Source organism: Nocardia sp. NBC_00403, assembly GCF_036046055.1.
Taxonomy (GTDB): Bacteria; Actinomycetota; Actinomycetes; order Mycobacteriales; family Mycobacteriaceae; genus Nocardia.
This window is the reverse complement of the sequence record NZ_CP107939.1, coordinates 101,600-126,670: the sequence shown is the minus strand read 5'-3', so window position 1 is coordinate 126,670 and position 25,071 is coordinate 101,600. Positions and strand designations below refer to the sequence as shown.

Here is a 25,071-nt window from a genome sequence, read left to right as displayed (position 1 = left end):
TGTAGATGGCAGACACTCTGATCGTCGGTGGCGGCACGGCGGGCTGTGTACTCGCGGCCCGGCTGAGCGAAAACCCGGAGCACACCGTGCGCCTGCTCGAGGCGGGCCCGGTGTGGGCGACGGCGGCAGAGATGCCCACCGACCTGCTCGACGCCACCCGGCTGCCGGTCGGCCAAGGGTCGCCATGGCTGTGGACCTACCCGGTTACCCTCGCGACGGACGATATCGGCAACGAGGTCGCGGGAAATATTGTGCGCGGCAGGGTGATCGGTGGCTCCGGTGCGATCAACGGCAGCTACTTCGTGCGCGCCACGGCGGCCGACTTCGCCGCGTGGAGCAGCGAGATCGCCGCGACCACCTGGTCCTTCGACGCGGTGCTGCCGTTCTATCGGCGACTCGAGCACGACCACGATTTCGGTGACCGCCCATGGCACGGCCGGACCGGACCCGTGCCGGTGCGCCGGATAGCCACACCCGTGCCGCTGAGCGCCGAGTTCGCCGCCGCCTGCGCCGCGGCCGGCGTTCCCGAGGTCGCCGATCTGAACGCCCCGCCCGGCACCGGCCCCGCCGACGGCATCGGCCGCGTGCCGTGCAGTATCGAGAACGGCAGGCGGGTCAGCACCGGATGGGCGTATCTGCTGCCCGCATCGGCGCGGCCCAATCTGACCGTCGTCGGTGGAATACAGGTCACCCGCATCGAATTCCGGGGCACTCGCGCCATCGGTGTGGAATTCCTGCGCGACGGTGTGATCGGCACGATGTCGGCCGATCGGATCGTGCTGTGCGCGGGGGCGATCGAATCGGCGGCCCTGTTACTGCGTTCCGGCATCGGCGGCGTCGAGCAGCTTCGAACACTGGATATTCCGGTACGCCATCCCGCACCGGTCGGAATCGGATTCAGTGACCATCCCGAGATCGGTATCGAATACCGGCTCGATCCACCGCTTCGAACGCCGGAGACGGTGCCGCTGGAATATGTGCTGAGTCTGGACGATATCGAAATCCGGCCCTACACCGTCGCGTTCACACCGGGGGTGCAGCGGCTCGGGGTGGCTTTGATGCGACCACATGCCGAAGGCGTCATGCGACTACGTTCGCCCGATCCTGTCGTGTCGCCACATATCGACCACCGTTATCTGTCGGCGGCACATGATCGGAACCGTTTGCGGGAAGCTGTCGGCACTGCCACCGAATTGTTGCGCCGGATATCGGCGGCGCGGGTATCGAACCCGATCCCGGAATCCTCCGGCGCTGCTGCCGATAGGTGGCTGTGGGCGAATCTGGCTACCTCGCAACATCTCTCCGGTACGTGTCGGATGGGGCGTGCGCATGACGAACGTGCGGTGGTGGACGAGCTGTGCAGAGTGCACGGAGTGACCGGATTGTCGGTGGTTGATCTTTCCATTGTCCCGGTGCCGTTGAGTCGCGGTCCGCAGGCTACGACGGTGCTGATCGCCGAGCGCGCCGCCGATTACCTCTCTCGGTGATGTGAAAGATGAGTATGTCACATTTGCACGAGGAATGAACCGGGTGTGACCTGGCGGACAAAAAATGCATCCGCCCTTCCACCGGAATACGCGCCGGTACAGTTTGGGGCGGAAAGAAAGGCAAATGGTCAGCAATCTTGCAGGTGGGCGGCCCCCACGGCATGGCGTCGAACCCGGCACTCAACTCGGCGCCCTTGAAGCCTATGCCGCACAAGCGCACGGATATCTTAGCGCGGGTGGCGACCAGCTTTCGCAGCTTGCCGGTCTGCTGCGTCCGGTCGTGCTCGAATCATGGCTGCGCAGTGTGCGCGGCGGCGTCGATCCCATGGATGTGCTCGACGGTCGGGGTCTGCGCGGCGCGGATTTACAGCGCTACCGCGATGCACATCCGATCGCCGCATTGATGCCGCTGATCGACAAGCTTCTCGTACAGGACACGGCCAGAACGGGTTTGATTGTCGCGGTCTCCGATCAATTCGGTCGCGTGCTCTCGATTCACGGCAATGCCGACCACATCACCGCGGCGGCCGAGATCGGTGTGCGGGCCGGCGACGATCTGAGTGAGCGGCGCATCGGCACCAATGCGGTCGGTCTTGTGGTGCGTACCGGAAGGGCCGCATGGATTCACGGCCCCGAGCATTTCCTGCATCGCATGCATCAGATCACCGGCGCCGCGGCGCCGGTGCACGATCCCGACGGCAGGCTGGTCGGGGTGCTGATGATCGCCGGTGGCGTCCGTGTCGCAAAGCCGGAGATTCTGGCGTTGGTCAAGGCGGCGTCGACCGCCGCGGAAATGGATCTGCTGCTCAGCGCGATGCGAGCGGGACAGCACGGTGCGGTGCATCGGCCCGGCAGTCAGGAGGCGGCCGATGCCGCCGCGGCGGGCCGGTTGGGTCTCGACGTGCTCGGGCTCGGGCAGCCGTTGCTGACTGTCGCGGGCGATCGAGTTCCGTTGTCGCAGCGGCACGCCGAGATTCTGCTGCTGCTCGCCGAGCATCCGGAAGGGCTGGGCGCCGACCATCTCGCGCTGCTGCTCGACGATACGGATCTGGACAACGGCACCATCCGCGCCGCCATGTCGCGATTGCGTTCGGTGGTCGGTCCGGCCGTATTCGGTTCGCGCCCATACCGCTTGCGCGTGCATGTCGCAACCGATGTGGAGGCCTTGCGCGCCGCACTCGACTCCGGTGATGTCGATGCCGCATTACGGCTTTATGCGGGCCCGGTGCTTCCGCGCTCGACCGCTCCGGGGATTGTCGACCTTCGCGACGAGCTCCGGGTCCGGCTGCGCGCCGCGGTACTGAGTTCCGGTGACGCCGCCGTCCTGCGTCGGTGGACAGCGGCCGCCGAGGGGCGCGACGATGCCGCGGCGTGGGCCGTCTACCGCTCGGCGGTCGATCGAGATTCGCCGCTGTACGCGCAGATCGAAGCCAAGATTCGGGTCCTCGACCGGCGCTTGGGCGTGGATGCAACGCGGATGCAACGTTCCGGCTCATAGTCTGCACATCTGAAAGTGTGGTAACTCACACGCGCGGCCCAACTGTGGTCGCGAACACAGCTCTGTCCAGGGCTTTCTGCCCGCTCAACCCCGCTGGACGATCGTCCAGAAGTTTTTAGGGGAAAGCGTTCCTTTTTATTAACGAACCGCCTAATGTTCGCAATGCATGGATCACATCCATGTGATGTAGCTGACACGGCCGCGGTGCCCGCCCGCATCGCGGCGGCGGAGTTGGAGGAACGATCAAGAGCTAGGCGCAACCGTGGCGATCTGCGTTCGCCACGGCGGTGACGCGAAGTCGCCGATCTCGTTTCACGCAAATCTGTTCGGACCCGCGCGAGCGATGCTGCCGCGTCCCGCGCTTTCGTCGAATCGCCCCAAAGGCCGGCATTCTGCCATGCGCCGGAGCTCGAAGGCTCTGGTGCAGAGGCTTATTCGTGCTGCCCAAAAGCGTTCGGCCAGCTGTTGTTTCGCAAAACGAGGAGGCTCTGGTGCACGGTACGGAGTTGGGTGAGTTCGGTGCACGGCCGGATGAGACCGCCCATGCCGGGGCGGTGCCACCCGCGCCGACGCCGTTTCCGCTCGCGCCCGCGCAGCTGGGGGTGTGGTACGCGCAGCTGATCGATCCCGATGTGCCGATCAATATCGCGCAGTACGTGGATGTGCACGGCGAACTGGATATTGCGATCCTGCAAGAGGAATCGATCGAGGCGGCCTACGAATGCCAATCGATCCTGGTGCGGCTCGGCGAATCCGACGGTGTGCCCTATCAGTGCGTCGACCCCGAACTTTCCAAAGACATCAAAGTGATCGATCTGCGCACACACGCCGATCCGATTGCCGCCGCGCAGGATTGGATGCGGACGGATATGGCCGCACCGGTCGATCTGATCGCCGATCGCCTCGCCGAATGCGCTGTATTGCGGGTCGCCGACCAGCGGTACTTCTGGTATCTGCGGGCCCACCATCTCGTCTTCGACGGATACGGTGCGCTGACCAGCACCAACCGTGTCGCCGAGCGCTACACCGCGCGGGTGCTCGGCACCGAGCTCGCCGCGGCGCCGCCCGGCAAGCTGGCCGCGCTGGTCGAAGGTGAGCTCGCCTACCGCGACAGCACGCGATACGCCACCGACCGCGCTCACTGGGCGCAGCGGGTCGCCGGACTCGACAGCGCGACCAGCCTCGACGGCCGCACCGCGCCGCGGGCGGCGATGAATCTGATTGCGGGCCGTGCGCTGCCGGAGCGCCTGGTCGAACAAATGAATGTCCTTGCCTCGACCCAGGATTCGACCTTCGCGGTGGTCTTGCTCGCGGCCTTCGCCTGCTACCTGGGACGGCTCACCGATCGGGACGAAGTGGTGCTCAGCCTGCCGGTGACCGCGCGCACTACGGCGGTGATGCGGCGTTCGGCAGGGATGCTGTCGAATATCGTGCCGCTGCGGCTGCCGGTCGGCGGCGCACGCTCCGCCGCCCCGGTCACCTGGGGTGCGCTACTGCGGGCGACCAGAGTCGAGGTGGCAGGCGCACTGCGTCATCAGCGATACCGGCACGAGGACATCCGCCGCGACGCCGAACACGATGGGCAGCCCGCGCGACGTGCGCTATTCGGTCCGCTGGCCAACATCATGCTGTTCGGCAACGACCTGACCTTCGGCGACACCGTGGCCAGGTATCACGTGCTCTCGACCGGGCCGGTGGAAGACCTCAGCTTCAACGTCTACTACGGCGAGCGCGACAGCGTGCACGTGGATTTCGAGGCGAATCCGAATCTGTACGGCGCCGACGAAATCGCCCGCCACCACGCGCGATTCCTGCAATACCTGGAGCGGCTGCTGGCCACCGATCTCGACGCACCGGTGGACGCGGTGCGGGTCGCGACCGAGTTGGAGCTCGAGGTCAGCACCAGGATCTGGAATGCGACCGGCTACGACGTCGATGCGGTACTGCCCAGTCGATCGGCAGGCCGGGCTCCTGTCGCGACGCTTGTCTCGCTGTTCGAGGCGCAGGTCGCCCGCACGCCGGATGCGGTGGCGGTGCGATACGCCGACGGGTCCGGGCAGGCCATGACCTACCGCGAGGTGGCGGCCCGCAGCAACCGGCTGGCACGGCAGCTGATCGGGCTCGGGGTCGGGCCCGAGACCGTGGTCGCGCTGAACCTCCGGCGCTCACCCGAACTGCTCGTCGCGATCTACGCGGTGCTCGCGGCCGGTGCGGCTTACGTTCCGCTCGACCCCGACCATCCCGCCGAGCGCACCGCGCACATCCTGGCCACCGCCCGCCCGGCGTGCGTGCTGACCACCGAACGCGATGGTGTGCCTGCTGTTTCCGGACTTCCTGTCGTGTATGTCGACCGGTCGGATCCCGGCTGTTGCGATGGGCCGGTCTGGGATCGGGAACGCACCGCGGCATTGCGGCCCGGTAATCCCGCGTACGTGATCTTCACGTCGGGTTCGACCGGGCTGCCGAAGGGCGTGGCGGTCACCCATGAGGCGATCGTCAACCGGTTGGTGTGGATGCAGTCGATGTACCGGCTCGGCGTCGACGACGTAGTGTTGCAGAAGACTCCCGCCACTTTCGATGTGTCGGTGTGGGAGTTCTTCTGGCCGCTGCAGGTCGGTGCGACCCTGGTGCTCGCGCAGCACGACGGGCACCGCGATCCCGCCTATCTGCGCGCTGTCATTGCCGAATACGGCGTGACGGCAGCGCATTTCGTGCCATCGATGCTGGAAGCGTTTCTGGCGCATCACGAATTCACGACGCGGACCACACTGCGGATGGTGTTCGCCTCCGGCGAGGCGCTGCCCGCCGCACCGGCCCAGCGGCTGCGCGTGTTGACGGGCGCGCGGCTGCACAACCTGTACGGCCCGACCGAGGCCGCCGTCGACGTGACCTTCCATGAAGTGACCGACGCCGATACCCTCTCGGTGCCGATCGGCGGGCCGGTGTTCAACACCCGGCTCTATGTACTCGATTCGCGGCTACGGCCGGTACCGGTCGGGGCGCCGGGTGAGCTGTATCTGTCGGGGGTACAGCTCGCCCGGGGTTATCTCGACCGGCCGGGACTGTCGGCGGGCAGGTTCGTCGCCGATCCGTTCGGCGGGCCGGACGGCCCCTCCGCACCAGGTGATCGGATGTACCGCACCGGTGATCTGGTGCGCTGGACCACCGCCGGTGAGCTCGAGTATCTCGGCCGCACCGACTTTCAGGTCAAGCTGCGCGGGTTGCGCATCGAGCTCGGCGAAATCGAATCGGTGCTCGGCACGGTCGATTCGGTGGTGCGTGCCGTGGTTGTGGTGCGTGATGATGCCGGGGTCGGCGAGCAGTTGGTCGCCTATGCCGTGGAGTCCGAGCCGGGATCGGTGCTGCCGCGGCAGTTGCGTGCTGCGGCGATCAGGGCACTGCCCGGATACATGGTGCCCGCGGCCTTCGTGGTGCTGGACGCGCTGCCGGTCAATGCCTCCGGCAAGCTGGATCGTGCGGCATTGCCCGCGCCGGAGCGGACCACCACGGAGTATGTCGCCGCGGTGACGCCGGTGGAGCAGACCATCGCGCGGGTGTTCGGCGAGGTGCTCGGTCACGAGCGCGTGGGCCGCAATGACGACTTCTTCGTACTCGGCGGAAACAGCTTGGTGGCCACACAGGTGGCGGCCCGGCTCGCCGCCGATTTGGGCTGCCGGCTCGGAGTTCGCGAATTGTTCACCGCCACCACGGTGTCCGAACTCGCCGAACTGATCGAGCGGGCGGGAGGAACCGGCGGCGTGCCCGCTGTTGCGCTGCTGCGGGCGCGGCCGAGGCCGCCGCTGGTTCCGCTTTCTCCCGCACAGCGGCGGATCTGGTTCCTGAACCGGTTCGACAGTTCCGGCGCGGGGTACAACATGCCGTTCGTGGCGCGACTACGCGGCGCGGTCGATGTCGCCGCGCTGCGGTCGGCGCTCGATGACGTCCTCGCCAGGCACGAGGTGCTGCGCACTATTTTCCCCGCGATGCTCGCGGACGCGGCCGAAGCGGCCGAAGGTGTTGCGGCGCAGCAGGTTGTCCTTCCGATGGCCGAGGCCCTCGGCGTTGCCGAACCGATCGGCGCACGCGAGCTCGATGCGGAACTGCTCCGCTTCGCTGCTCGCGGTTTCGATCTGGAACACGAGATTCCTTTTCGTGCCCGCGTTTTTACAGTGGACGACGGCAGTCACGCGGTTGTTCTGGTACTGCATCACATCGCCGCCGACGGGCTTTCGCTACGGGTGCTGGCGCGCGATGTGATGACCGCCTACGGTGCGCGACGCGTCGGTGCCGAACCGGGCTGGTCGCCGCTGAGCGTGCAGTACGCGGACTACAGCCTCTGGCAGCGTGCGCGGGGTCTGCCTGCCGGGCACCTGGAATTCTGGACCGCAACCCTTGCCGGGGCGCCCGACCAGCTCGAGCTGCCGACCGACCGGCCGCGGCCGCCGGTGTCCTCCGGTGCGGGCGCGGTGTTCGGTTTCGTGCTGCCGCAGGACCTCCATGCCGATATCACCGATCTGGCTCGCGCCGAGGGTGTCTCGACCTTCATGGTTGTGCACGGTGCGCTAGCTGTGCTGCTGTCGCGGTTGTCGGGCACCGCCGACATCGTGATCGGCACCCCGATCGCCGGTCGCGGCGAGCGCGCACTCGACGATCTCATCGGGATGTTCGTGAACACCCTGGTGTTGCGCACCGAGGTCGACGCCGCGGCCTCGTTCGCCACCCTGCTCGCCAGGGTGCGCGAGGTCGACCTCGCCGCCTTCGGTCATGCCGAACTGCCATTCGAGCAGCTAGTCGAGGCCATCAACCCGACACGCTCGCAGGCGCGCCACCCGCTGTTCCAAGTCATGCTCGCCTTCGACAACGCACAGGAAATCACCCTCGAATTACCCGACATGTCGGTTGCCACCAGTACTCTGGACACTGGAGTGACCAAGTTCGATCTCCAGCTCACGGTCACCGAAGGCTTCGTCGGTGCCGGACTCGAGGAAGGTTCGGCACCGACGGGGGTCCGTGCGGAATTCACGTACGCGACCGATCTTTTCGACGAAGCCACCATCGCGGACTATGCGCGGTGGCTGGTGCGGCTACTGCGGGCGATCACGGCCGATGCCGATCTACCGGTCGGTGACCTGCCGTTACTCGACGCCGCGGGGCAGCGGCGGGCGATCGAGCGGGGTCGGGCCCCGCGCGCGACCCCTGCCACGGGCACGGTGCTCGCCGCGTTCGAGGAGCAGGTGCGCCGGACCCCCGATGCGGTGGCGTTGCTGGACGGCGATCGGACGTTCACCTACGCGGAATTGTCCTCCCGGGTCAATCGTCTCGCGCGGGTGCTGATCGATGCGGGTGTCGAACCCGAGTCGCTGGTGGTGCTCGGGATGCGCCGCTCGGCGGAGCTGGTGGTCGGCGCATACGCGGTGCTGACCGCAGGCGGCGCGTATGTGCCCATCGACCCCGACCAGCCTGTCGCCCGGATCGCGCACGTCATCGCCTCGGCACAGTCTGTGTGCGTACTGACCACCTCCGCCGACGGTTGGCAGGGCGGATCCGGTGTCCCGGTCATCGCGATCGACGCGCTCGATGGCGCGCGGTACTCGGACGCGCCGGTCGGCGACGCGGAGCGCCCGCGACCGTTGCGTGCGCTGAATACCGCCTACGTCATCTTCACCTCCGGCTCCACCGGGCGGCCGAAAGGCGTTGCTGTCCAGCACGCCTCGATGGTCAATCAGGTCGAGTGGATCGCCGATGAATACCGCATCGGCCGCGACGACGTCGTGCTGTTCAAGACGCCCGCGACCTTCGATGTGTCGGTGTGGGAGCTGTTCGCGCCGCTGGCCAGGGGCGCTCGGATAGTGGTGGCCGAGCATGACGGGCATCGCGACAGCGGCTATCTCGCAGCCCTTATCGCGGCGCACTCGGTGACCATGACCTCGTTCGTGCCCTCGATGCTGACGGTGTTCGCCGATGCGGCTCCCGGTGCGGCGATCGCCTCGTTGCGCACCGTCTTCGTCGCGGGTGAGGCGATGACCGGCGAAGCCGCGGCGGACTTCGCCGCGGCGAGCTCGGCTCAACTGCACAATCTGTACGGGCCGACGGAATTCACGGTGCACGCCACGCACGCACCGGTCGACGCGGCGAGCGCCGGTCCGGTGCCGATCGGGCGTCCGGTGCGCGCGAGTCAGGTGCTCGTGCTCGATGCGCGGCTGCGTCCGGTGCCGGAAACAGTGGTCGGCGAGCTGTACCTGTCCGGCGTCCAGGTCGCACGCGGATACCACGGGCGGGCAGAGTTGAGTGCCGAACGGTTCGTCGCCAACCCGTATGGTCCGCAGGGATCGCGGATGTACCGGACCGGCGATCTGGTACGGCGCACGCGCGCCGGTGCGCTGGAATACCTGGGGCGCAGCGACTTCCAGGTGAAGCTGCGCGGACAACGGATCGAGTTGGGCGAGATCGAGGCGGCGCTGGTCGCCGCGTCGGACGTGCGGGCGGCCGCGGTGCGGATATTCGCCCATCCCGCCGGGGACATGCTCGTCGCCTATGTTGTCACCGCCATACCCGGGCCGGAGCTCGCCGCGGTGCTCGGGCAGCGGCTGCGGGCGGCGCTGCCCTCGTACATGGTGCCTGCGGCGTACGTCGGGCTCGAGGCGATGCCGCTGACCAGTTCGGGCAAGCTGGATCGCACGGCACTGCCGGACCCGGTACCGGCCGCCAAGGTATTTCGCGCGCCGGCCACCATTGCCGAGCAGGCGGTGGCCGAGGCATTCGGCAAGGTGCTCGGCGTCGATCGGGTCGGCCTCGACGACGATTTCTTCGCGCTGGGTGGAAATTCGCTCGTGGCCACGCAGATCGCGGCGCGCATCGGGGCCGCCGTCGGCACCGATGTTCCGGTGCGAATGCTGTTCGAACATCCGACGGTCGGCGCGTTCGCTGCGAATCTGCCCGCTGCCGGCGGGGCCACGAACCGTCGGCCGCTCGTCGCCCGACCGCGTCCGGACCTGGTGCCGTTGTCGTATGCGCAGCAGCGGATGTGGTTTCTCAACCAGTTCGACGCGAACTCGGTCGCGAACAATCTGACCGTGGCCGTTCGGCTCACCGGTGTACTCGATCGTGCCGCGCTGTCCGCCGCGATCGGCGATGTGCTCGCCAGACACGAGACGCTGCGCACCAGCTACCCGGCGGTGGACGGCATTGCACGCCAGCACGTGCTACCGATCGACGAGACACCGACACGGCTGATCGCCGAGCCGGTCGAGGACGCGGACCTCCAGGATCGGATCCGTGCCATCGCGGCATTGCCTTTCGCCGTGGACAAGGCCGCGCCGGTGCGGCTGACCTTGCTGGAGACGGGTGCGCGAAACGACACCGCTGAGGGCGCAGAGCAGGTGCTCGTCGTCTCGATACACCACATCGCCGCGGACGGCTGGTCCATCGCGCCGCTCACCCGCGACATCATGCTCGCCTACGCCGCACGATGCGCGGGCACCACGCCCGCCTGGACGCCACTGCCGGTGCAGTACGCCGACTTCACGCTCTGGCAGCGGGAAACGCTCGGCGCGGAAGCCGATCCCGACTCGCTGATCGCCGAGCAGATCCGCTACTGGTCGACCGAACTCGCCGGCCTGCCCGACACTTCGACCCTGCCCGCGGACCGGCCGCGTCCCGCTGTCGCCTCGGGCCGCGGGGACCGGCACACGTTCGCCATCAACGCGGCGCCGCACCGCCGACTGCGCGAGCTCGCCGACGAGTCGCACGCATCGCTGTTCATGGTCGTGCACGCCGCCTTCGCCACTTTGCTTGCCAAACTTGCCGGGCAGCAGGATGTCTCGATCGGTACGCCGATCGCCGGTCGCGGCGATCAGGCGCTCGACGAGCTGGTCGGCATGTTCGTCAACACCCTGGTGCTGCGCACCGATGTGCGTCCGGAGCTGTCGTTCGCCGACCTGATCGCCGCTGTGCGCGACTGCGATCTGCGCGCCTTCGCCAACGCCGAGGTCCCCTTCGAGCGGCTGGTGGAGGTGCTGAATCCGGAGCGCACCACGGCACGGCATCCGCTGTTCCAGGTCATGCTCGATTTCCAGAACACCGCGCAGACCTCGTTGGCGCTGGCCGGTCTGGAGGTGTCCGCGCTCGACATCGAATCGCGGACCGCGAAATTCGATCTGCAGTTGACCCTTACCGAGTCCACCGACAGCACCGGCGCACCCGCGGGCATCGCGGCGGTCCTCGAGTACGCCACCGATCTGTTCGAGGCGAACACCGTCGCCACGTTCGCTGCCCGGCTGCGCCGAGTGCTCGACGCCGTCGGCGCCGACCCACAGCTTCGGGTCGGTGACATCGACCTGCTGTCCGGCCCGGAGCGCGTCCTGGTGCTGGACACCTGGAACGCGACCGCACGCGACATGGACGCCACCGCAACGCTGGTGTCGCTGTTCGAGGCGCAGGTGGCACGCACCCCGGACGCAATCTCCCTCTCGTTCGACGGTGCCTCGCTGTCGTATGCGGAGTTCGCGAGCCGAGTGAATCGGCTGGCCCGCCTGCTGGTGTCCATCGGTGTCCGCCCCGGCACGGCCGTGGCCTTGGGCATGGCCCGCTCGACGGAACTCGTCGTCGCGATGTATGCCGTGCTCACGGCGGGCGGTGCGTACGTCCCGGTGGATCCGGACCATCCGGCCGAGCGGATCGAGCACGTGCTGCGCACCGTGCGTCCGGTGTGCGTGCTGAGTCGCTCGGGCGACGGACTGGATCTCACCGCCGCGGACCGGCCGCGGGCGTGGGCGGTGCTCGATGTCGACCTCTTCGACGACACCGACTATTCCGATGCGCCGCTGACCGACGCCGATCGGCTCGGTGCACTCACACCGGACAACGACGCGTACGTGATCTTCACGTCGGGTTCGACCGGGCGGCCGAAGGGGGTCGCGGTTTCGCACGCCGCGATCGCGAACCGGCTGGTGTGGATGCAGGACGCGTACGGGCTGAACCGCGCGGACGCCGTATTGCAGAAGACGCCCGCCACCTTCGACGTGTCGGTGTGGGAGTTCTTCTGGCCCTTGCAGATCGGTGCACGGCTGGTGGTCGCCGAGCCGGACGGACACCGGGATCCCCGCTATCTCGCGCAGGTCATCCGGCACGAGCGCGTGACCGTCGCGCATTTCGTGCCCTCGATGCTGATCGCCTTCGTCGCCGATGCGGCAGCGGCGCGGTGTGATTCGCTGCGCCTGGTGTTCTGCTCGGGTGAGGCACTGCCGCCCAGGCCCGCACATCGACTGCGCGAACTGACCGGCGCCCGACTGCACAATCTCTACGGTCCGACCGAGGCGGCCGTCGACGTCACCGCCCACGAGGTGACCGACGCCGATATCGACACCGTGCCGATCGGTGTGCCGGTGGCCAACACCCGGGTGTACGTGCTGGATGGCCGACTGCGTCCGGTGCCACCCGGTGTGCCGGGCGAGCTGTATCTGGCGGGGGCGCAGCTGGCGCGCGGATATGTGGCGCGGCCCGAGCTGACGAGCGATCGGTTCGTGGCCAATCCGTTCGATCTGTCCGGGGCGCGGATGTACCGGACCGGTGATCTGGTGGCCTGGACCAGTGGTGGCGCACTTCGCTACCTCGGCCGCACCGACTTCCAGGTGAAGGTGCGTGGTGTGCGGATCGAGCCGGGGGAGATCGAATCCGTGCTCATCGGTATGGATTCGGTCGCGCAGGCCGTCGTCGTGGTGCACGCGGGCACGCAATTGGTCGGGTACCTCGTCGCGGAGCCCGGTGCGACGATCGGCCTCGACGACGTGCGGTCCGCGCTGGGCAGGCGGCTACCGGGCTACCTGGTGCCGTCGGCCTTCGTGGTGCTCGACGAGTTTCCGCTCGACGCCTCCGGCAAGCTGGATCGAAAGGCATTGCCCGCACCCGTGGTCGAGGCCAAGGCTTTTCGCGCGCCCGCGACTGCGGTGCAAGAGATTGTCGCGCGTGTCTTCGGTGCGGTACTCGGCGTCGAGAGGGTCGGGCTCGACGACGACTTCTTCGCGCTCGGCGGAAACTCCCTGAACGCCACTCAGGTCCTCGCCCGGCTCGGTGCGGCGTTGGATGCCGAGCTTCCGGTGCGGATGCTGTTCGAGGCGTCGTCGGTCGCGGCGCTGGCCGCGCGGGCCGAAGCGCACGAGGGGGCGGGCGGCCGTACCGAGTTGGCAGTGCGCCCGCGTCCGGAGCGGGTTCCGCTGTCGCCTGCCCAACAACGGATGTGGTTCCGCAACAGGTTCCTGTCGAATGCCGAGACCGGTCCCGGTACCGCCGTCGACAACATTCCGGTCGCGCTTCGCCTCACCGGAGAGCTGGATGTCGCCGCGCTGACCACCGCGCTGATCGATGTCATCGACCGCCACGAAACGTTGCGCACGGTCTATCCGGACGGACCCGACGGTGCCGAACAAGTGGTCCTTCCGAGGGGATCGGCCGTTTCCGTGCTGCGGTCGGACCCGGTCACCGAATCCGAACTCGCGCAACAGCTCGCCGCTTTCGCCGCGACGACATTCGACGTGACGAGCGACATGCCGTTGCGTGCCGCGCTGTTCACGATCGACGGGCCGAACTCCGTCGACCATGTCCTGGCGCTGGTGCTGCACCACATCTCGGCCGACGGGTTCTCGCTCGGGCCGCTGGCGGGTGATCTGATGACCGCCTACGCCGCGCGTAGCGCGGGCACAGCGCCCGCGTGGCCCGCACTGCCCGTCCAGTACGCCGACTACACACTGTGGCAGGCCGAAAACCTCGGTGCCGCCACGGATCCCGCGTCACGGACCCATCGTCAGCTCGCGTACTGGCGTCAGACCCTCACCGGCCTGCCCGAGCAGCTCGAACTGCCCACCGACCGCCCGCGCCCCATCGTGTCGTCCTATCGCGGCGACACCCACCGGCTGCGCATCGATTCCGACCTGCACAGCGAACTGAGCGAGCTGGCGCGTAAACGGGACGCCACCTTGTTCGCCACCATGCACGCGGCGCTCGCGGTACTACTCGCCCGGTTGTCGAGCGCCGAGGACATCGCGATCGGCACACCGGTTGCCGGTCGCGGCGCGGCCGCGCTGGACGGCCTCGTCGGCATGTTCGTCAACACGCTGGTGCTGCGCACCCGCATCGACACCAGGGCGCGCTTCGAGACCGTGCTCGACACGGTGCGCGCTCAGGACATCGAGGCACTCTCGCATGCGGACATTCCCTTCGAACGGCTGGTGGAGCTGGTCGCCCCCACGCGGGCGCAGAACCGCCATCCGCTGTTCCAGGTGGCCATGACCTTCCAGAACTTCGCGCTGCCGCAGCTGGAAATGGACGGTCTGCTGGTGCGTCCGGTCGAGTTCGACGCGGTCGCCGCCAAGTTCGATCTGCAGTTCACGGTGCTCGAGTCGAACGACGCGGGTGGTCGCGCGGACGGCATGGATATCGAAATCACCTATGCCACGGACCTTTTCGATGCTGCGACGATCGAGGTACTGGCTCGGCGCTACACGCAGGTGCTGGCCGCGATCGCCGCGGACGCGACGGTGGTCGTCGGTGACATCCAACTGCTCAGCGCGGAGGAGCAACATCGGGCGCTGTACGAGTGGGCGGGCACGCCGGGGCAGCGGACTGCCGTGACCGGCACCCTGGCCGATCGGTTCGCCCTGGCCGCGGCGATCGACCCGGCCGCCGTCGCGGTACGGGCAGGCGATCGGTCGCTGTCCTATGCCGCACTCGACGATCGATCCAACCGGCTCGCACGACGGCTCATCGCCGCGGGCGTCGGGCCGGAAGCGCTGGTCGCGGTGGCGCTTCCGCGTTCGGTGGACCTGATCGTCGCACTGCTGGCGGTGGTGAAGGCCGGTGGTGGCTATCTGCCGATCGATCCCAACTATCCGGCCGACCGGATCGAGTACGTCCTCGACGATGCCCGGCCGATCTGCGCGATCACCAGCGCGGCAACCGGATTGGCGCGCGGCTGGTTCGGTGGCCCGGTCATCGAGATCGATGCCGCAGATCTGGAATCCTTCGACGGTGCGCCGGTGACCGACGGCGATCGCCGTCGACCGTTGGACCCGGCGCATACCGCCTACGTCATCTACACCTCCGGCTCCACCGGTCGACCCAAGGGCGTCGTCATCCCGCATCGCAATGTGCTGCGGCTGCTGGACAACACGACGGGCCGGTTCGAGTTCGGGCCGTCGGATGTCTGGACGCTGTTCCACTCCTATGCCTTCGATTTCTCGGTATGGGAGCTGTGGGGCGCGCTGCTCTATGGCGGCAGGCTGGTTGTCGTCGATTACTACACCTCGCGGTCGCCGCAGCAATTCCTGGAACTGCTCGCCGCGGAAGGTGTCACGGTTCTCAACCAGACGCCCTCGGCCTTCTATCAGTTGATCGCGGCCGACAACGCCGACCGGTCTCGGCACGAGTTGCCTTTGCGTTATGTGATTTTCGGGGGCGAGGCACTGGAACCGCAGCGCCTGAACGGGTGGTTCGAGCGGCGTCCGAACGGGCCGCGACTGGTGAATATGTACGGCATCACCGAGACAACGGTGCATGTCTCCCATCGCTCGATCGAGGCAGGCATCGGATCGGCGAGTGTGATCGGCAGCGCGATACCCGGCTTGGCCGTGCGGGTGCTCGATGCTCGGCTGCGCCCGGTGCCGGTCGGAGTACCCGGCGAAATCTATGTCTCGGGCGGGCAATTGGCGCGCGCATACCTCGGCTGCCCCGCGCTGACCGCGAGTCGGTTCGTGGCCGACCCGTATGCCGGTGGCGGCGCGCTGGCCTATCGGTCCGGCGACCTCGCCCGGTGGACGGCGGACGGCGATCTGGAGTATCTGGGCCGGGTCGACCAGCAGGTGAACCTGCGCGGGTTCCGTATCGAGCTCGGCGAGATCGAGGCCGCGCTGCTTGACGAGGCCGCGCTGACGGTCAGCGAGGTCGCGGTCGTGGTGCGCGCCGACCTCGTCGACGAGCCGCGCATCGTGGCCTACGTGGTCGGTGCGGGCCTGTCCGACACCGCGGCGTTGCGACAGGCGCTCGCGCGCAGGCTGCCCGAGCACATGGTGCCCGCCGCGATCGTGATGGTCGATCGCATTCCGTTGACGGTGAACGGGAAGCTCGACCGCGCCGCGCTGCCCGCGCCGGTCTTCGAGGCGAAGACCTACCGCAAGCCCGCGACGTTCGCGGAGGAGATCGTCGCCGGGGTTTTCGCGGAGGTGCTCGGCTTCGGCGCGGGTACGGCCGAGCCGCGTCTGGTCGGCGCCGACGACGACTTCTTCGACCTCGGCGGCAGCTCCCTGCTCGCCGCCAAGGCGGTCGCCAGGATCGGGGCCGCACTCGGGCGCACCGTGACGGTCCGTGCGCTGTTCGAGGCGTCGCGGGTGGCCGACTTCGCGGCCTTGGTGACCACCGGTGACGGGGCGGCCGCCCGGCCCGCGCTGGTGGCGGGCGCGCGTCCCGATCGGCTCCCGCTCTCGCCCGCCCAGCAGCGGATGTGGTTCCTGAACCGCTTCGACCGATCGTCGATCGCCTACAACATCCCGCTCGCCCTTCGGCTCTCCGGCGTCCTCGACGTCGCGGTGCTGCAGTCCGCTGTCGGCGATGTCATCGGCAGGCACGAATCGCTGCGTACCCGCTACCCCGAGCTCGACGGTGCACCGACGCAGCTGATCATGCCTGCCGCCCAGGCGATTCCGTCGTTGTATCCGATCGAGGTGACCGAAACCGAGCTGCCGGACCGGATCAGGGAACTGGCCGCGACCACCTTCGATGTCACCGTGGACGTCCCGATTCGGATGCGACTGTTCGCGATCGGTCCGGACTACGTGCTCGCCGCCGTTGTGCACCACATTGCCGCGGACGGCTCGTCGATCGCGCCGTTCATTCGGGACCTGATGGTCGCCTACACCGCACGCTGCGCAGGCAACGCGCCCGGCTGGGCGCCGCTGGCCGTGCAGTACGCGGACTACGCGCTGTGGCAGCGCGAATTGCTCGGCGCGGAAGACGATTTCGCCGGGCTGTCCGCGCAACAGATCGCCTACTGGACCGAGACTCTGACCGGGCTGCCCGACCAACTCACCCTGCCCGCCGACCACCCGCGGCCCGCTCGCCAGAGCCTGCGCGGCGGCAAAGTCGAGATCGGCATCGACGCGCAACTGCACGCGGCACTCGTCGCACTCGGCAGGCGTGCCGGCACGACCTTGTTCATGGTGGTGCACGCCGCCTTCGCCGCACTGCTCGCGCGGTTGTCGGGGACCTCGGATATTGCCGTCGGCACCCCGATCGCCGGCCGTGGCGCGGCCGAACTCGACGACGTCATAGGCATGTTCGTCAATACGCTGGTGCTGCGGACCCAGGTCGATGGCGGCGCGACCTTCGAACAACTGCTCGGCCGCGTGCGGGCGGCGGACATCGCGGCCTTCTCGCACGCCGATGTGCCGTTCGAGCGACTGGTCGAGGTGCTGAACCCGCAGCGCTCGACCGCACGGCACCCGCTCTTCCAGGTCGGTTACTCCTTCCAGAACCACGATCGAGGCACGCTCCGTTTGCCGGGCCTCGAGGTGCGAGAAGTCGAATTCGACAGCAATGTCGCGCAATTCGATCTGCACCTGTTCGCGGTGGACAGCTATACCACCGACGGTGCGCCCGACGGCATCGATCTGGCCATCGGCTACGCGACGGACCTGTTCGAGACCACGAGCGCACAGCGATTCGCGGCCGCACTGCATCGGGTGCTCGAATCGGTGGCCACCCGGCCGGACATCCTCGTCGGCGACCTCGACCTGCTCGGCGAGGTCGATCGGGCACAGCTGCTCGACGAGTGGGATCGCACCGCGCACCACGTCGAGCCGGTCACGCTCGCGGATCTGATCGACGCCCAGGCGGCGGCGACGCCGCATGCGGTGGCGCTGATCGATGCGACAGTCGCACCCGAAACCACGCTCACCTACGCAGAATTCGATGCTCGGGTGAACCGGCTCGCGCGCAGGCTGATCGCCGAAGGGGTGGGCCCCGAGTCGACCGTCGTGCTGGCGATGCGCCGGTCCGTGGACCTGATCGCCGCCATGTACGCGGTGGTGCGGGCGGGCGGGGCCTACGTTCCCATCGATCCGGACCAGCCGGCCGACCGGATCGCCCACATCATCGACATCGCGGCGCCCGCCTGCATTCTCACCACGTCCGCCGACGGCATGCCGATCGAAACCCGCGCGGCGGCAATGGAAGTCGACAGGATCGAGCTGGCGGGCTTCGCGGCGACACCGATCCGGGACACCGACCGGATCCGCCCATTGCGGCAGGCGCACCCGGCCTACGTGATATTCACGTCCGGATCGACCGGCGTGCCCAAGGGGGTCACCGTCGCGCACTCGGCGATCGTCAACCAGTTGGCGTGGCTGCGTGACAGTTTCGCACTCGGCCGACAAGACTGCGTGCTGCTGAAGACCCCGGCGACCTTCGACCTCTCGGTCTGGGAGTTCTGGTCTCCACTGGTGACCGGCGGTCGCCTCGTGGTGACCACGGCGGGCACCGAGCGCGATCCCGACCGAGTGCGTGCGCTGATCGAGCGGCACGGCGTCACGGTGCTGCACGCGGTGCCGTCACTCGTGGGCATGCTGCTCGCCGCCGTGCCGGATGCGCCGATGCCGCTCTCACTACGCCAGGTGCTCGCCATCGGTGAGACATTGCCGCCTGCCACTGCGGTCGAGTTCCGGCGGCGCGCGGCTCGCACCAGACTGTTCAACCTGTACGGCCCCACCGAGGCCGCGGTGTCGATCACGGCGTTCGAAGTGCGTGCGGACCCGTCGCAGGTGGTGCCGATCGGTGCGCCCGCCTGGAACAGCCGGGTCTACGTCCTCGATGCCAGACTCCAGCCGGTGCCCGTCGGCGTACCGGGCGAGTTGTATTTGGCCGGTGCGCAATTGGCCCGCGGCTATCACCGCAGACCCGCATTGACCGCGGATCGCTTCGTCGCCGATCCCTTCGCGGCCGCAGCCGAGCCGATGTATCGCACCGGCGACATAGTTCGCCGGCGTCCGGACGGCGCCCTGGAGTACCTCGAGCGATCGGATTTCCAGGTCAAGATCGGCGGCTTCCGCATCGAGCTCGGTGACGTGGAGTCCGCGCTGCGGCGACTGTCCGTGGTGCGTGCGGCAGTGGCGGTGGCGCGCGATGACGAGCGGGCAGGCACTCGGCTCATCGCCTACGTCGCGGTACCGGAATCGGATTCGGCCGCCCGCGCGGACCTGGCCGTCGAACTACGCGCGGCGGTGGCCGTCGAGCTGCCCGCATATATGGTGCCGGCCGCGATCGTCGTGCTGGAGTCGTTGCCCCTCAACGTGAATGGAAAGGTCGATCGAGCGCAATTGCCCGAGCCGGTGTTCACCGAAGTTGCCTACCGGGTGCCGAGCACCGAGCACGAGCAGCTCGTAGCCACCGCCTTTGCCGACGTGATCGGCGCGGCGACAGCAGGTCTGGACGATCACTTCTTCGCCATGGGTGGCAACTCGCTGATGGCGACCCGGCTGGCCGCGCAGCTCGGCGCTGCCCTCGGTGTCCGGGTGCCGGTCTCCTCGGTATTCGAGTCGCCCACGGTGGCCGCCCTCGCGGCGCATATCGCCGAGTTGGACGGCACCGAAGGGCGGCCCGCGCTCAGCCGTCGTTGCGACCCCGCGCCCGCTGCGCTCTCGCTCGCACAGCAGCGGATGTGGGTGGTCAACCGGCTGGCTCCGGACTCCTCCGCCTACCACATCCCCGCCGCCCTGCGGCTGACCGGCGTGCTGGACCTCGACGCGCTCACTGCCGCGGTCCTGGATGTGCTGAGCAGGCACGAAGCTCTGCGCACCAGGTATCCCGACACCGAGCGCGGCCCGGTGCAGGAGGTCCTCGACAGCACCGCCGTCAGCATCGATCTGACTCCGATTCCGATGCGGGTTTCGGGCCTCGGCGCGCAACTCGACGAGTTCGTCGCCACCGGTTTCGATGTCACCACCGCACCACCGGTCCGGATCGCGCTGTTCGAAACCGGCAGGCACGAGCACGTTCTCGTGGTGGTCGCGCACCACATCAGTGCCGACGGCTACTCGGTCGCACCGATGACGCGCGATCTGGTGCGCGCCTATCTCGGCCGAGCCGCCGGGCAGCGACCGGACTGGGCCCCACTCGATATCCAGTACTCCGATTACAGCGAATGGCAGCGCGAAATCCTGGGTTCCGATCGCGATCCGGCGAGCCTGCTGTCTCGGCAACTCGCGTACTGGACCACCGAATTGGCCGGACTACCCGAGGTTCTCGCACTGCCGACCGATCGACCGAGGCCGGCGCGCCGGGAAATGCGCGGCGCTACCATTGCTTTCGCGGTCGATGCCGAGCTGACCCGCCGATTGAACAGCGTCGCCCGTGAGCACGGCACTACGTTGTTCACACTGATCCACAGCGCATTCGCGGTGCTGCTCGCCAAACTGTCCGGCACCAGTGACATTGCCATCGGCGCTCCGGTCGCAGGTCGCGGGGAACGCGAGCTCGACGACCTGATCGGCATGTTCGTCAACACGGTGGTGCTGCGCACCGAGATCGACCCGCGCACCGGCTTCGCCGATCTGCTCCGGCAGGCCAGGGACCGGGATGTGGCTGCACTCTCGCACGCCGATGTGCCGTTCGAGCGCGTGGTCGACGCGCTGGAGTGCACCCGCTCGAGCACCTACACCCCGCTGTTCCAGGTCCTGTTCACCTTCCAGAACATGCCCGCAGGCCGGGTGAGGCTGCCCGGGCTCGCGGTCGAGACGCTCGATCTGGAACTGGCCGACGCGAAGTTCGATCTACAGCTCACCGGCATCGAAAAGTTCGACGCGGCAGGCGAACCGGCCGGACTGCAGCTGAGGTTCGGTTACGCGACGGACATTTTCGATGCCGCCACGGTCCAGCTGTTCGCCGATCGGCTGCTGCGAGTGTTCTCGACTGTCGTGGCAGCGCCGTCGATCGCGATCCGGGCCATCGACATCCGCACCGGCGCAGAACAGGTGCGGCGCGCACCCAGCACGGCCATCGAGCCGGTGACAGTGGCCGAGCTGCCCGCACTCATCGCGGCCGCGGCGGACATCGCGCCCGACATCGTGGCCTTCGAACACGGCGCGCACACGGTGACCTACGACCAGCTCGCCGCCAAGATCGCGGCGGTCGCCAAGGCGATGGGCGCGGCGGCGAAACCGGAAGCGCTGATCAATGTCTCCCTCGCCGGGCTGGTGCCCGGCGTCTTGGCCGCGCTCGGCGGCAGTGGTCTGGCCGCAGTGCTGCGGACGCTGCTCACCGACGCGCAGGCCGTCATCTCCAACTCCGGGTTGGAAATCGATTCGGAAGGAAATAGCTGATGTCCCACGCAGAATCGGTCGCATCCAGCGAGCTCGGCAACCCTGGTGCCGCGCATCCCCATGCGGCGCTGCGTCGCGCCTACGGAATCGATGACCTACCAGGATTGATCGGGACGGTCGCCGAGCTGGATCCGGATCGAATCGCGTTGCGGCACGCCGACACCGTGATCAGCTACGGTGCGCTGGCCACCGAACTCGGGGTGCTCGACGAGGCCATGGGGGGCGCGCTCGGCCCGGACGCGCTGGTGCCGGTGGTGGTGTCAGGTCAGTTGCCGGAACTGATGGATTCGGCCGACGGTGCGCTCGGCGCGATTCTCGAGCAGCTGCTCGATGACGCACTCGACGCGGCGGTGGGGGTGCTGCCGACGAACTTCGCGCCGACCGAGACGCTGATCAGCGAGTTCGAGGCCCAGGTTCGGCGGACACCCGATGCGGTCGCGTTGGAGTACGCGGGCGCGACTCTCACCTACGCCGAGTTCGGCACCAGGGTCGATGCACTTGCCTACCACCTGGTCGAGCGGGGCGTCGGCCCGGACGCGCTGGTCGGACTCGCGGTGCAACGATCGTTCGAACTGCTCATCGGCATGTACGCGATCCTCAAGGCCGGCGGCGCATATGTGCCGATCGACCCGGAACACCCCGCCGAGCGCATTGCCTATGTGCTGGAGGTCGCCGCACCGGTGCTGGTGCTCACCACCACCCGTGACGAGCCGGAGCTGCCTGCGGGTGTCGACGTGCTGCGGATCGATCGGTTCGACGCGGTCGCGCCGGAATCGTTCGACGCCTGGCCCCGGCCACTGGGCGACAACATCGCCTACGTCATTTTCACCTCGGGCTCGACCGGCCGGCCCAAGGGCGTTGCGGTTTCGCACCGGTCGATTGTTGCCAATCTGCGGTGGCGCGCGCGGCTGCACCGGCTGAACTCGACCGATGTCGTGCTGCAGAAGACACCGTTCACCTTCGATGTCTCGGTGTGGGAGTTCTTCTGGCCGTTGCAGGTCGGTGCGCGTCTGGTGATCGCCGAGCCCGATGGTCATCGCGATCCGGCCTATCTGGTTCGCACGATCGCCGAATGCGGTATCACCGTGGCGCATTTCGTGCCGTCGATGCTCGCGGTGTTCGTCGCCGCGCTGGATCCGGCGAACGCGGCGGCAGTGGAAACGCTGCGGCTGGTGATCGCTTCGGGTGAGGCGCTGCCCGCGGCCACCGGCGCCGCGTTCCGTGCGATCAGTGGCGCGTGCCTGTACAACACCTACGGTCCGACCGAGGCCGCGGTGGATATCACCTCGCACGAGGTGACCGCCGCGGATGTCACGACCGTGGCGATCGGCGCACCCGCCGACGACTCCGAACTGCTTGTGCTGGACGACAATCTGGGGCCGGTGCCGAGCGGAGTTGTCGGGGAGCTGTACCTGGCCGGTGTGCAATTGGCCCGCGGCTATGTGGCGCGGCCCGGACTGACTGCCGACCGGTTCGTGGCCAATCCCGAAGGCCCGCCCGGCGAGCGCATGTACCGCACCGGAGACCTGGCCCGCTGGCTACCTGCCGTCGACGGCGGCCCGGCCGAGCTCGAGTACCTGGGCCGCACCGATTTCCAGGTGAAGTTGCGTGGCCTGCGCATCGAGTTGGGCGAGGTGGAGGCGGCGCTGCTGCGCAACCAACGGGTCGCGCAGGCCGTGGTGGTGCTGCATAAGCATGCGGGCGGCGACCATCTGGTCGGCTACGTCGTTGCGGACGGTACTGCCGTGCTCGATGCCGCCGCGGTGCTGGCGGCCACGCGAGCGCAGCTGCCGGAGTACATGGTGCCGTCGCTGGTCGTGGTGCTCGACGAGATGCCGGTGAACGCCAATGGCAAGCTGGATCGTCGCGCGCTGCCGGAGCCGGTATTCGGTTCCGGCGCTGTGGCATACCGCGAGCCGGCCACCGCGGCCGAGCGGGCTGTCGCGGCGATCTTCGGTGAGCTGCTCGAGGCGGACCGGGTCGGAGCCGACGACGATTTCTTCGCCCTCGGCGGCAATTCGCTCATGGCGACGCGGGCCATTGCCCGGGTCGCGGCCGCGCTCGGTGTCTGCGTCGACGTCCGTGACTTCTTCGACCGTCCGACCGTGGCGGCGCTCGCCGCTTTGTCCGTCGCCGACGCACCGGCACGTCCGGCTCTGGTGGCCGGGTCGCGGCCGGAGCGCATTCCGCTGTCGCCCGCGCAGCGGCGGATGTGGTTCCTCAACCGGTTGGGCACCGACACCGAGTCCGCGTACGTCTTCGACACCGCGGCGGTGGACAACATTCCGGTCGCCTTGCGACTGCGTGGTGCACTCGATGTCCAGGCGTTGTCGGTGGCGATCACCGATATCGTCGCGCGGCACGAGATCCTGCGCACCGTCTACCCGCAGACCGAAGCCGGACCGGTACAGCAGGTGCGTTCGGTGCATGCCGTGTTCGATCTGTCGCTCTCGGAGGTGCCTGCGGCGGACCTCGCGGGCGCGGTTATGGCGATCGCCGGTCAGGGATTCGATGTCACCGAGGAGATCCCGGTCCGGGTGCGGTTGCTGCGCAGCGGCGCACAGGACCACACGCTGGTACTTGTGGTGCACCACATCGCCGCCGACGGTGTCTCGATGGGGCCGTTGACGCGTGACCTGATCACCGCATATTCCGCCCGTAGCAGCGGACGCGGGCCGGACTGGGCTCCGCTGACGGTGCAGTACGCGGACTACGCGCTGTGGCAGCAGCAGGTGCTCGGGGATGAAGCGGACCCCGAATCCACGGCCGCACGCCAGCTCGACTTCTGGGCCGCCGAACTAGCCGAACTACCGGCCCAACTGGATCTACCAGCCGATCGTCCCCGCCCCGCGACCGCCTCCTACCGCGGCGCGACGCACGAGATCGCCATCGATGCCGCACTGCGGGCTGAGGTCGACGCGATCGCCGCACGGTGCCGTGCCACGCCGTTCATGGTGCTGCACGCCGCGCTGGCCGCGCTGCTCGCCAGGCTCTCCGGCACCTCCGACATAGCGGTTGGAACCCCGGTCGCCGGTCGTGGTGACCGCGCACTCGACGACCTCGTCGGCATGTTCGTCAACACTCTGGTGCTGCGCACCGAGGTGCGCGGTGCGGCGTCCTTCGCCGACCTCGTCACCCACGCCCGTGACCGCGACCTGCGTGCCTTCGCGCACAGCGACATCCCCTTCGAGCGCCTGGTCGAGGTGGTCGATCCGGCCCGATCCCAGGCCAGGCACCCGCTGTTCCAGGTCGCGCTGTTCATGCAGAACATCGGTCCGATCGCACTGACCGTGCCGGGCCTGGCCGCGGACATCGTCGACTTCGATCCCGGGTTCGCCAAGTTCGATCTGCAGTTGACCATCTCCGACACCGGTGCGGCCGACGCTGGGTACCGCGCCGAATTCACCTACGCCACCGACCTGTTCGACCCCGCCACCGTCCGCGAGTTCGGTGTGAAGTTCCTGCGGTTGTTGCGTGCTGTCGTCGCGACGCCGGATATTCCGGTCGGCGATATCGAACTCCTGGACGCGGGCGAACTCGACTATGTCACCGCGAGCTGGAATGCCAGCGGGCACAAGGTGGCCGACCGGTTCCTGCACGAGGGGTTCGACAACCAGGTTCGGCGTACCCCGAATGCGGTTGCGCTGGTGAGTGCTACGACGGAGCTGACCTACACCGAGCTCTCCGAGCGCGCCAACGGACTGGCCCGGCTGCTGATCGAGACCGG

At 68.1% G+C, this 25,071-nt stretch carries 4 protein-coding genes (1 of these 4 running past the window's edge); all 4 read left to right on the top strand.

Translation table 11 applies throughout. From position 1 onward, the window contains the following. Positions 1–5: 5 nt before the first annotated feature. Positions 6–1,487, top strand: coding sequence for a mycofactocin dehydrogenase MftG (mftG, locus tag OHQ90_RS00195; RefSeq protein ID WP_328406517.1), 1,482 nt, complete (start codon positions 6–8; stop codon positions 1,485–1,487). Positions 1,488–1,611: 124 nt separating this feature from the next. After that, complete coding sequence (locus tag OHQ90_RS00190) at positions 1,612–2,985, top strand: GAF domain-containing protein (protein WP_328406516.1); 1,374 nt, start codon at positions 1,612–1,614, stop codon at positions 2,983–2,985. 491 nt (positions 2,986–3,476) lie between these two features. Then, positions 3,477–21,344, top strand: coding sequence for a non-ribosomal peptide synthase/polyketide synthase (locus tag OHQ90_RS00185; protein ID WP_328406515.1), 17,868 nt, complete (start codon positions 3,477–3,479; stop codon positions 21,342–21,344). Continuing rightward, on the top strand, positions 21,344–25,071 hold the start of the coding sequence (locus OHQ90_RS00180; RefSeq protein WP_328406513.1) for a non-ribosomal peptide synthase/polyketide synthase. The gene runs 21,529 nt beyond the window's last position; the window shows 3,728 of its 25,257 coding nt (coding positions 1–3,728); its start codon is at positions 21,344–21,346; its stop codon lies off the right edge, out of view. Before OHQ90_RS00185 ends, OHQ90_RS00180 begins: the two co-directional genes overlap by 1 nt.